This window comes from Nonomuraea sp. NPDC051298, from assembly GCF_055586305.1.
Genome location: NZ_JBVJIM010000048.1, coordinates 21,749 through 31,515 on the forward strand (window position 1 = coordinate 21,749; position 9,767 = coordinate 31,515).

Below are 9,767 nucleotides of genomic sequence, written 5' to 3' on the forward strand. Positions count from 1 at the left end.
GACAATGCCGAATCCGGGCGTCACTTTCGAGGCAGGTACTCCCGATCAAGAGTTCGAGCGTCCTACGGTGTACCGGCGTCACGTGGTGCCGAAAGGAGATCGACGTAATGGATGTTCACACTAACGCGAACGATGCTCTCGTTGCGGAGGACGTTCGGCGAGCCGCGACTATGTTCGACATGATGAATGAAGACGAACGTCGCTCACTCGTTCTCAATATGTACGAAGGAATCGCGAAATACTCTCGGACGGGTGACATTGACCACCTAAAGAAACTGGCTGAGAGTGTTGAGGTGACGGTTCACCTCCGATCAAACCCGCAGGTCGTTCAGGACATCCGGAACGCCCCAAAGGGTCCGATCAAGCATGGGGAGGAGGTGGAAGTCGACGACGTCATCAAACTGCTGCGGGAGTAACAATGGCGAGGTTGTCACTCACGCCCCACGGCGCAGAAATCGTATCCGCATGGAGATCGCGAGCGGCACCAAAAGATCGTGAGCTGGTTGCCGAGGTTTTGGACTGGGCAAGCAACGGCCTGAACGGCATACGGTTCTACTGCACAAAGGATGAGTCGGACGACTCCATCACGATCGTCCAGCCTCGGGAACGCCTGTACGTCCTCGTTCGCATGTGGCCGACCGGCCAGCCCGACTACCCGAACCATTTCGAGGTGCTCAGCATCGTCGCGGACGACGAACCCGACGACGATCGGGACTAGCAGCCGATGGCGGTCCCGTCATGGGACGGGCGATGGATCTGGGTTTCGCTGCCCCAAGCGACCTTCGCCATCGTGGTCCGCGACGGCAGGGTGGTCGATGCGGCCCCTATCGCGCTGTGGTTGATCGGTCGAGACGAACGCGAAGTCGCCAACTACCTGCGTCGCAGGGGAGCTATCTTCCGGCCGCTCGACAGTCTCGACGGTGGCGATTCGAAAGGTGGAGTTCCTCGCGGGAGGGAGGCTAATCTCGCAAGAGGGGAAGGGAGAGCATGCGATGACCGCTCAGCCGCACGGCCGCCACCGGACGCCGGACGAGATCAGAGAGTCCCTCAAAGAGGACCGCAGCCCGAAGAACATCCGCAAGGCGCTCCCGCCTGAGGACCACGCCCTGTTCGACCGCGAGTACTGGCACGCCCTCGACACGGCAAAGCGAGACTACGACCTGACCCCGGTGCTGAAGTTCCAAGAGACCTGGTGGTGGACCGCGTACCAGAAGGCCGACCCGAACGAGTACGCCGAGACGATCCAGGCCGCGGAGCGCGCCATGGAGTACCTGGAGCGCGGCGAGATGCCGCCCGGCGCCGTCCGTGTGGACGAGGCGTACAAGCAGCGACTCCGCGAGCGCATCGCCAAGGGCGACTAGGCGTGTACGAGGTCGGCATCGACCCCGTAGCCGAACACGAGCGCGACGCGTTACCACCTGAGGGCCAGGCAGCCTTCATGGAACTGCAGACCCTTCTTGAGGTCTCTCCATGGAGCGGGGAACCCCACAAGAGAGAACATGCCGACCGCAACATGCGCAGGCAGGTGTTCGGCGGCGGCCACGGCCTAGCCACCTACGTGGTGATGGAAGAGCGACGCTACGTCTACATCGTTCGCATCATCTGGCTGAGGTGAGGGGTGGGTCCCGTTCTCGCCCCTCCAGTCGAGAACGGGACCCACCCCTGCCCTCCGCCCGTGACGGGGACGGAGGGGGTCTTGTGCGCCGGGCTGCCTACAGCACGGCCCTCATGCCGTGCAGCTCCACCACCTGGGAGAGCGCCAGGGCGGAGCCGTGCCAGCGGTGCGCGTCCCACGCGATGAACACCTGGTGATGGGTGCGAACGGCCTGGTTGTAGAAGATTCCGGGCTGGTAGATGTCTGCCAGCACGCCCGCGCTCTCGACCGACGCCACGGTGACGAGCTGGTGGTTGTCGCGCAGCATCGGGCATTCGGCCATGGCCACCTCGACGCACCGCCAGCAGCAGGGCGGCGTGTTCGTCCGGCCGCTGTTCGGGCCTGTCTCCTCGAACACGGTCTTGGTCAGCAGCCACGGGGTCCGGCCCGTCTCCGGGTCGGTCGCCGGCTGGCCGCACACCTGGCAGAGCAGCCGGTCCATGCACCGCCACTGGCGCTTGACGTTGAGCTTGCGCATCCGCTCCGACCCGCGCTTGTCCGTCCGAGTGCGCAGGTCCTTGATCCGGGCGCGCAGGATGCCGTGTACCCAGTCGTTCGGCCTGGCCTTGAGATAGGTCAGGCGGGCCTCGTGGTGCCAGACCTCAAACATCAGGTCATCGGTGACCAACTCGTTCGCGTAGGCGATCACGAACGGCACGGTGGTGTACCCGCTCACGGCATGTCCTCCGGATCGGGCACGATCTGCCGCACCTGGTGCGGACGGCCGGTGCGCGAGCACGTCGTCGAGCCGTCCGGGCCGCCCCAGCCGTCCGGGGTGGGCTCCAACTCGTCGCCGCATGTGAGGCACAGGGGGGCGCTCACCGCTGCGTCTCCCACGTCCACACCTTCACCCGGTTCCGCGCCGCCTCCTGGACCAGCCCGGTCTCGGTCGCCGCCTGAACCTCTTGCACGCACCCGTAGGCGAGAGCTTCCTCAGGAAGGGCTCGGCGCAGGCGGGCGTGGTAGCCCGCTTCGTCCACCCACGTGTCGTAGTGCAAGAGGTGGCGGGGTTGGGCGGGCGCGTCATCGCTCGTAGGCTCTGACATAGATCGCACCTCCGTCGTGCGATTAGGGCCCGTGTCAGCGTTCGCCGCGCTGCCGGGCCCAACTTTGTCTGTGGCTGCCCTCCGGCAGCTCTTGGGCTGGCTGTTGCCCAATGATGACGCCAGGTGGCGATAGATGTCTACGGTCATCGGCCAAGGTTGACCAATATGCCGGGTAATCATCAGGCACCTACGGTCATCCGGTGAGTGTGGGACTGGACTACGACGAGACACGACCGAAATGGCGGCAGGTGTACGCGCACATCAAGGAGCGCATCCGATCAGGCGATCTGCCGCCGCGCTCAAAGGTCAGCGAGCACCGGCTGGTCGCTGAGTACGGCGTCGTCCGGGACACGGTCAGGAAGGCGCTTCGCGCCCTTCGGGAGGAGGGCTACGTCTACACCGAGCACGGGATCGGCAGTTTCGTAGCCGACGAAGACGCCTGGCCTGACTCCTGACCCGCCGAGCGCGGTCGTCCGCACGGTCGGGCCACGGTGCCGCCTGCTGGGCATGGTGAGGATGCGCGGGGCTGCAGAAGCAGGCGCCTGGAAACGGATGCGCTACCGTCTGTCAACCTGTGGCGCAACCCAGGCGTCGCTTTTGGTGTCGTGTCTTGTGTCGTTCTTCGCCTCGTGAGATGCCTGGTGTGAGAGAGTGCACCAGTCCTTGTGCGGCCCTGAGGGTAAAACTGCAGGTCAAGACGCAACTATCGGGGGCGATAGTGGTCATTGTCCGCCAATGAAGGTACTTTGATGACGAGACAACTTAGGCTGGGAGGAGGGGTGATGGAGATACCTTCACAGCCCTCGGAGCCTCTGGTCAGCGCCACCCTGGCGGTTCTCAAGGCCGCCCGCGAACAGGGTGTCGAGATCACGAAGACCAAGCTCGTCAAGCTCCTGTATCTGGCCGACCTTCAGGCTGTGGAAGCTGGGGACACTCAGTTCAGCGGCGCGACGTGGCGCTGGGACAACTATGGCCCCTACGATTCGGCGCTCGCGCGGGCTGAGCATGAGTTGGCGACCAGCAAAATCATCGATCGTCGTGACAATAGGTTGTTCCAAGAGTACGGTGCGTGCGTGCTCACTCTAGCCGTCGACATCGACGACCCGCTGCCCGCCGAGAACATGCGGATCGTGCGCGACGTCGTCAAGCGGCTGGGAAACCAGAGCGCCACCACGCTCAAAGACCTGTCATACACAACCCCTCCCATGATCGAGGCGCAAGCCGGCGGAGAAAGAGGCGTGCTGCTCGACCTCAGCCGGGTACGCCGGAGTAAGGCCGCCCGAGCGCTGATCGCACGGGCGAGAGCACGCCGTGCCACGCGCGAGCCAGCAGACACCACACCAGAGACGTACGGCGAACTGCTGGCCGAACTGGACGCCAGCCGTGACTCCATCCGTCGAGCGAACGAGAAGGTGCTAGGCGACCAGTGAGGCCCCCCATCCGAAAGGGTGGCGTCTACTGGGTTGCCGACGACCGGCTCACCCTGCCCCCCAACGACGAACGCAACGTAAAGCCCAAGCGGCCCGTCATCGTGATCAGCGGCGACGGGACCAACGAGAATCCGGACTGGCCGATCGTCTTCGTGGTTCCGGTAAGCACCTCCCCCAGACTGAAGACTCCGTTCTGCCTCCAGTTGGGCGCCGGGGTCGGAAACCTGCCGCAGAAGGGGTGGGCGCGGGTGGTCGCGGCCCAGCCCTTGGCGAAGTCCGACATCCAGGACTTCATGGGCAGCCTGCCCGCCGAGATGGTTGCGATCGTCGAGGAGAACCTGCTCGCGTACATGGATCTCGTGCCCTGACCTGTGGCTCTCGGAAGCGAGGGCCACAGTCACGGATGACACAGGCGTATGGCTCCCGTTCGTCGTTGAGGGCGCGTCCTCATGCGGCCATGTCGGCTATTGGGCGTACACGGCGATGCCTGGGGTGCGAGAGTGACCGGATTGCACTGGGCACAACGAATCGAATACAGATTCGATTCCGCTCTTTTGGTGCGCTCTGTCCGCATCCACACTGGAATGGGAATCGACATGGGATCCCCCGCGCTGAACTGGGTAGAAGCTACGGTGGGCACGTGAGGGGAGTAGGCATGGCGCACGTCCAGGACGTAGCCGCGTACATCCTCGACAAGCTCGGCCCGATGACGGCCATGAAGCTGCAGAAGCTCTGCTACTACGCCTACGGCTATCACCTCGCGTGGGAGAGTCGTCTACTGTTCCCCGAGCGATTCCAGGCATGGGCGAACGGTCCCGTCTGCCCCGACCTGTACTCCAAGCACCGCGGCCGGTTCCAGCTCAACAGGGGCGAGATCAAGGGCGAGCCGTCCAACCTCGACGCCGGCGAAATCGAGTCGATCGAACTGGTGCTCAACGGGATGGGGCACCTGTCGGCGCACGACCTCTCGCAGATGACTCATGTCGAACTGCCGTGGCTGGCCGCTCGCGCACGCGCCCACGTGGGACCGTTGGACCGCAGTACCGAGGAGTTGTCGGACGCTGACTTCGAGGAGTTCTTCGGCGCCCTGGTGACCGTCGATGGGGAAGAGTTCTAGCAAGAAGCTCTCCGCGAAGCACGTCCAGGCACAGCATCGGGACAAGCACTTCGTCTCGCCTCGTTCCGTGCTGCCTGACGCGGAGAGTTCTGACAAGCGCATCTCGTGGCGGTTCCGTCACGTCGACCACGATGGCCCGTGGGGGTTCGACAAGGTGGACGGGCCAACACTCTGCTGGATCATGCAGCGGCTCGCTCAGTTCGAGTCCATGACCATCAACGAACTCTTCAACAACGGCGGCTACCCGGGCAAGGACTATGACGTCGAGTCGCTGCCGACGCCCAAGTCCCGCGAGCGGTTGATCGATCTCGGCCTGTCGGACATGACGAAGGTCTGGGCGTTACGGCTGGAGGGAGAGCCGCGCCTGTACGGCTTCTTGCAGGGGAACTGCTTCCATGTGGTGTGGTGGGATCCGCTCCACCAGATCTGGCCGAACAAGAAGAAGCACACCTGACGGGCTCCGGCCGCATGTTCTCCCCGAGGGCGTAAACCGCCGGGGACAGGTGATGGAGCGGCGGCGTGGGCCCGACAGCTCCTAGCGAGGGGCTAATGCCTCGGGGGAGGTGTTTCCCGCGCCGCCGCTTTGATCTTTTCTATCCGATTTGTCATGGGCATGTCTAGGCATGCCCAGGCACGTCTGGGCAGATCCCGGCGTGATGGGGTCTGCCTGGCCGCATTACGGTCTCCCCATGATCAATTGGGAGCCGGATCCGGAACGACCTCTCTGGCAGCAGGTCATGGAGATCCTCCGGCAGCGGATCCTCGACGGCGTGTACCAGCCTCGCGGGAAGATCCCCAGTTTCAAGCAGCTCGCCCAGGAGTTCGCCGTGGGCATGAACACGGCGCGGCACGCTGTGGACGATCTGGAGGAGCAAGGCTATGTGCGTCCGGTGCAGCCGCTGGGCACATTCGTCACGCCGGCAGAGGAGTGGCCCCAAGGCTGATCGGCGCCGCTGCTAGCGCACGGTTTCCGCGATGAGGAGCTGCTGACACAGGATGGCGGCGATGGCGTCCAGGCTGGGCTGGAGGATGTGGCGGTGGAGCCCGGCCGCGGCCTGGGCCGGCGTCGGCGGGGTGACGCGGGTGGCGCTCCACATGGAGGTGCCGCGGGCGCGAATGCGCCATCCGGGATATGTTTGCTCGATTATGGCGAGTTTGTACGCGATGTCGCTGTAGTCGGTTTCAGGGCGTGCTGACGTCATTGTCATAGATCTCGTTCCCCTTGGTGCATTTAGTTCCGGGTAGCTCGTACTGTCCCCCTCGCCCGGACTGTCACATGATGCGCTACGCGAGTCGAATGCGGAAGATGCGCACGCATGTTCACTTTGACGGTCAAGCGGCCGTCACGATTGCGCGCCCGCGAACCCGGAGGGCGGGTGCCGAGGGGTGGGAGCGAAATGGGAGTGGATCACGTTGATTTGGGTTGACGTGAGTTGACGTCAGTTGCGGCGAAAACTAGCCCTGACATGGGGTTTCCCGGTACTGTCACAGGTAGCTGATCGGGCTGGACTTCGTTCGCATCGAAGGGGTCAGGGGTTCGAATCCCCTCATCTCCACCCAGGGCCGTTCTTGAGACGGCCGGACTGAAGTTGACGGGATCCCGTCTGATCATCGCGATCGGGCGGGATCTTGTCGTTTCGAGGGTTTCCGAATCGGGTTCGCTGTCGGGCGCTGGAAGCGGATGGCGCCGTCTGCGTTCGCGCTCTGCTTGAGTCGTAGCCAGTACGGCTCTGGCGACCATCAGCTCCTCGCGGCGTGCGCGTACGTCAGCGCCCGGCGGTGCGGCGGCGGTGCGCCTTCTGGCGGCATGCGGGGCCGCAGAACCAGGCCGGCCGCCCGGTGCGGGAGGGCCGGAGGTGCCGTCCGCACTGCCGGCAGTGCGGACCGTCCTCCTCCCCGGATCCGTTGGCACCGTCCCTTCCGTCACCGCCGTCTGCGCCAGTAGCCGAGTTTCGTGACGGTTCTGTATGGGCTTTCGTCACGGGTGGCAGAGAGGGACGCCCGTCCGCCGGAGCGGGACGCAGCCCGTCGAGGACGATCGCCGTCGCGCGGCCGGGCGCGCCGTTTCGCCTGCCCTCCATGGTCAGGCAACCGCTCAGGAGCGTCCGTACGTCGGCCGCGTCGACGTCCGGACGTACCGCGCCGGCGCGCTGGGCCCGGTCGAGCAGTGTGCCGAGGGCGGCCGCGTAGTCCTCCCGGGCCGGCGCGGCAAGGCGTAGGTCCACCCCGGCGGACAGGGCGTCGCACAGAGCCTTGTTCAGCGCGGCCCGTTCGACCGTGAGGCGGACCGCCTCGAAGAACGCCTCGGCGGGATCAGGGGAGGCGGCCAGGGCGCTGACCTCCTCGGTGAGCTGTTGCAGGCGCTCCAGCACCACCGCCTCGAACAAAGCCTCCTTGCTCGGGAAATGCCGGTAGACCGTTCCGGCTCCCACTCCGGCGCGTCGCGCGATCTCGTCCAGCGGCACCTCGAGGCCGAGTTCCGCGAAGGCACGCTGCGCCGCCTCCAGCACGCGGCTCCGGTTGCGCCGCGCGTCCGCCCGCGCGGGCGCGACGCCGTCGCGGACGACCTCGTCGGACATGTGCTCCTCCTCGGCCCGCGTTGACAAACGGGGCGATCGTTCCGTAACGTCCAACCGGGTGGATCGTTCCGATTCTATCCAAGGCCCGCACGGCCATCCCCTCAAGGAGTTCCATGAGCACGAGCACCCCTTCACCCCGCGAGGTCGCCGACCGTTTCCTGCGCGACTCAGCCGCCAATGCCTGGGACGACCTCGCCGACCTGTACGCCCCCGACGCGGTGATCGAGATCCCCTTCGCGCCCGAGGGCATCCCAGCCCGATCGCAGGGGCGGGAGATCTTCCGTGCCCGATTCAAGGCGGCCGCTGCGCTGCGGCGGTTCGAGAAGGCCGACCCGGTCGTCATCCACGAGACGCGCGACCCGGAGGTCGTCATCGTGGAGTACGACCTCCACGGATCCATGACGAGGTCTGGCCGGCCCTTCGTCTTCTCCTACGTCATGGTGATGCGGATCAGGAACGGGCTGATCGTCCACTCGCGCGACTACGCCAACCCTCTGGCGGGGGCTGAGTTCCGCGACGAGCTGGCCGAAGCGATCAGGCAGTGATCCGGTGGATCTTAGCCGGGGACGCATCCCATCTCGCGAAGCGCGTCAATGCTCCCGCGGCACGCACCGAGGCGCTGCTACTTCTCCGCCAGCCTGGGAAACGATCACGCCGCTCTCGGGAAGCGATCTTCCAAGCCCTCATCGCTTCCCAGGTCAGACCTACTCGTGAACGCCCCACCAAGAAGATGCAGGTGAGAAGGGCTCTCGGAGTGATCCGGGGGCCCTTTTCTCGTGTCTGGAAGTCGATGGGAGCCAATCGGGGAGCCATCTCAGTCGGATTCTTTACCCCACACCCATCTGCCGCATTCACGCCACGCAGTCCTGCAACTCCACACTGTAAGCGGCATGGCGCTGGCAGTCACTACCGAGCAGAAGATCCATACAGGTCCACGCATCCATCGCTCCCCAGGACACTGCATCACTGCTGTGCCAGGATGCCCTCCATGGCGGATCTGTATGAATTGCTGGTGACTGCTGATCTCCCCGACAACCTGTCGGAGGCCGAGGTGGCCGAGCTTCGCTGGCATCTGGGACTTGGGCCAGAGCCCGAAGATTTCACCATCGTGACCGACTTTCCTGAGGAGTTCGTCGACGACCACGATGACCCCAAGGTCGCCGAATGCGGAGAAGGGTACTGGGAGGTTGTGCGAGTCCCGGCGTTGGCGCAGCGCGGGCCGGCCGCCAGAATCCGCGGGGTCCTCTTCGCGGAGTTGGAACGTCGCGGTCGCGAAGAACCTCGACCAGGCTGGGCGCTGACCGCACGCCAGGAGATCCACGCCGCGGAATTCCAGATGCCGACACAACTCATCCGGTGGCTGAAGGAACGGGTGGACGACCGGATGTTCGATCTCAGCCTTCACATGCGCTTCTATGAAGACGATGTGCTCGAACCGGCCTTCCTCGAGAACGGTGAACTCGTGACCCACCAGATCATGTCCAAGGCGCCCTCCGCACATGTCCTTCGCTTGATCGCCGATGGCAAACGTAACGAAGCGATCATCCAGGCCCGCAAGGACACTGGCCTGGACCTTGATAAGGCCAGGAAGTACGTCGACGCGCTGCGGGAAGGTCATGTCATCGTGGCATAGGCGCCGAGCGATAACAGAGATGTTCCTTTGGGGACGGCATCTTGACGGCCGGGACACCGCATCGTCCACCCTCCTGCGACCAAGCTGCGCGCTTCCTCTCCAAACGCAAGCTTGGGAAACGATCAGTCTATTTGTGGGAAGCGATCTCCACGGCCTAACTATCGCCGCAGATCAGCGCGACTCGTGAACACTCCACCAAGGGCCGTTCTTGAGGGGACTGTACGGTCTTCGACTCTGGCCCACTTTCGGTGGTGACGGACCGTGATAGTTCGTGTCGGTACATGGCTATCTCGGGGTGCTGTGTCAGC

Annotated in this window: 17 protein-coding genes and 1 tRNA gene; 13 read left to right on the plus strand and 5 right to left on the minus strand. The window is 64.6% G+C overall.

Features of this window, described 5'->3' with window-relative positions; all coding sequences use genetic code 11:
- Positions 1-107 precede the first annotated feature (107 nt).
- From ACZ6S0_RS51865 to ACZ6S0_RS51880, 4 genes are all read left to right on the plus strand, one after another.
- Entirely contained in the window at positions 108-416 is a 309-nt protein-coding gene (locus ACZ6S0_RS51865) for a hypothetical protein (protein WP_465928377.1), read from the plus strand.
- 11 nt (positions 417-427) lie between these two features.
- Positions 428-718, plus strand: a complete 291-nt coding sequence (locus ACZ6S0_RS51870; protein ID WP_465928379.1) for a hypothetical protein — start codon at positions 428-430, stop codon at positions 716-718.
- A gap of 274 nt (positions 719-992) precedes the next feature.
- Positions 993-1,361: a DUF6247 family protein gene (locus ACZ6S0_RS51875; protein ID WP_465928381.1), complete on the plus strand. Its 369-nt coding sequence runs from the start codon at positions 993-995 to the stop codon at positions 1,359-1,361.
- Positions 1,362-1,363: 2 nt separating this feature from the next.
- On the plus strand, positions 1,364-1,615 hold the full coding sequence (locus tag ACZ6S0_RS51880; RefSeq protein WP_465928383.1) for a hypothetical protein: 252 nt from the start codon (positions 1,364-1,366) through the stop codon (positions 1,613-1,615).
- Positions 1,616-1,712: 97 nt separating this feature from the next.
- On the opposite strand, the gene ACZ6S0_RS51885 is transcribed toward ACZ6S0_RS51880, so the two are convergent.
- Genes ACZ6S0_RS51885 through ACZ6S0_RS51895 form a run of 3 tightly spaced genes read right to left on the minus strand, consistent with a single transcriptional unit; the run spans position 1,713 to position 2,700 of the window.
- The gene (locus ACZ6S0_RS51885) at positions 1,713-2,330 is read right to left on the minus strand and encodes a hypothetical protein (protein ID WP_465928385.1); all 618 of its coding nucleotides are present in this window, start codon (positions 2,328-2,330) and stop codon (positions 1,713-1,715) included.
- Complete coding sequence (locus ACZ6S0_RS51890; RefSeq protein ID WP_465928387.1) at positions 2,327-2,476, minus strand: hypothetical protein; 150 nt, start codon at positions 2,474-2,476, stop codon at positions 2,327-2,329. The genes ACZ6S0_RS51885 and ACZ6S0_RS51890 overlap by 4 nt, the downstream gene beginning before the upstream one ends.
- Entirely contained in the window at positions 2,473-2,700 is a 228-nt protein-coding gene (locus ACZ6S0_RS51895) for a hypothetical protein (RefSeq protein ID WP_465928389.1), read from the minus strand. Before ACZ6S0_RS51895 ends, ACZ6S0_RS51890 begins: the two co-directional genes overlap by 4 nt.
- Positions 2,701-2,900: 200 nt before the next feature.
- Here ACZ6S0_RS51895 and ACZ6S0_RS51900 point away from each other — a divergent pair, with 200 nt between their 5' ends.
- From ACZ6S0_RS51900 to ACZ6S0_RS51925, 6 genes are all read left to right on the plus strand, one after another.
- Entirely contained in the window at positions 2,901-3,155 is a 255-nt protein-coding gene (locus ACZ6S0_RS51900; RefSeq protein ID WP_465928391.1) for a GntR family transcriptional regulator, read from the plus strand.
- A 327-nt stretch (positions 3,156-3,482) separates the two neighbouring features.
- A complete protein-coding gene (locus ACZ6S0_RS51905; RefSeq protein WP_465928393.1) occupies positions 3,483-4,130 on the plus strand; it encodes a type II toxin-antitoxin system antitoxin SocA domain-containing protein in 648 nt (215 codons plus the stop codon).
- Positions 4,127-4,498 (plus strand): type II toxin-antitoxin system PemK/MazF family toxin, encoded by a 372-nt coding sequence (locus tag ACZ6S0_RS51910; RefSeq protein ID WP_465928395.1) that lies wholly within the window; start codon positions 4,127-4,129, stop codon positions 4,496-4,498. Before ACZ6S0_RS51905 ends, ACZ6S0_RS51910 begins: the two co-directional genes overlap by 4 nt.
- A 287-nt stretch (positions 4,499-4,785) precedes the next feature.
- Positions 4,786-5,247, plus strand: coding sequence for a Panacea domain-containing protein (locus tag ACZ6S0_RS51915; protein WP_465928397.1), 462 nt, complete (start codon positions 4,786-4,788; stop codon positions 5,245-5,247).
- Positions 5,231-5,701 carry a hypothetical protein gene (locus ACZ6S0_RS51920; RefSeq protein WP_465928399.1) on the plus strand — a complete coding sequence of 157 codons (471 nt, stop codon included), beginning with the start codon at positions 5,231-5,233 and terminating at the stop codon, positions 5,699-5,701. The genes ACZ6S0_RS51915 and ACZ6S0_RS51920 overlap by 17 nt, the downstream gene beginning before the upstream one ends.
- A gap of 235 nt (positions 5,702-5,936) precedes the next feature.
- Positions 5,937-6,191 carry a GntR family transcriptional regulator gene (locus ACZ6S0_RS51925; RefSeq protein WP_465928401.1) on the plus strand — a complete coding sequence of 85 codons (255 nt, stop codon included), beginning with the start codon at positions 5,937-5,939 and terminating at the stop codon, positions 6,189-6,191.
- A gap of 12 nt (positions 6,192-6,203) precedes the next feature.
- Here the strand turns inward: ACZ6S0_RS51925 and ACZ6S0_RS51930 are convergent, their stop codons facing one another.
- On the minus strand, positions 6,204-6,449 hold the full coding sequence (locus ACZ6S0_RS51930; RefSeq protein WP_465928403.1) for a hypothetical protein: 246 nt from the start codon (positions 6,447-6,449) through the stop codon (positions 6,204-6,206).
- Between the two features lie 289 nt (positions 6,450-6,738).
- Between ACZ6S0_RS51930 and ACZ6S0_RS51935 the strand changes: the two genes are divergently transcribed.
- Positions 6,739-6,803 (plus strand) — tRNA-Ala (locus ACZ6S0_RS51935).
- Between the two features lie 210 nt (positions 6,804-7,013).
- Here ACZ6S0_RS51935 and ACZ6S0_RS51940 read toward each other — a convergent pair.
- Positions 7,014-7,826 (minus strand): TetR/AcrR family transcriptional regulator, encoded by an 813-nt coding sequence (locus ACZ6S0_RS51940; RefSeq protein WP_465928405.1) that lies wholly within the window; start codon positions 7,824-7,826, stop codon positions 7,014-7,016.
- A 113-nt stretch (positions 7,827-7,939) separates the two neighbouring features.
- On the opposite strand from ACZ6S0_RS51940, the gene ACZ6S0_RS51945 reads away from it, so the two are divergent.
- A complete protein-coding gene (locus ACZ6S0_RS51945) occupies positions 7,940-8,371 on the plus strand; it encodes a nuclear transport factor 2 family protein (RefSeq protein ID WP_465928407.1) in 432 nt (143 codons plus the stop codon).
- A 443-nt stretch (positions 8,372-8,814) separates the two neighbouring features.
- On the plus strand, positions 8,815-9,459 hold the full coding sequence (locus ACZ6S0_RS51950) for a hypothetical protein (RefSeq protein WP_465928409.1): 645 nt from the start codon (positions 8,815-8,817) through the stop codon (positions 9,457-9,459).
- Positions 9,460-9,767 lie beyond the last annotated feature (308 nt).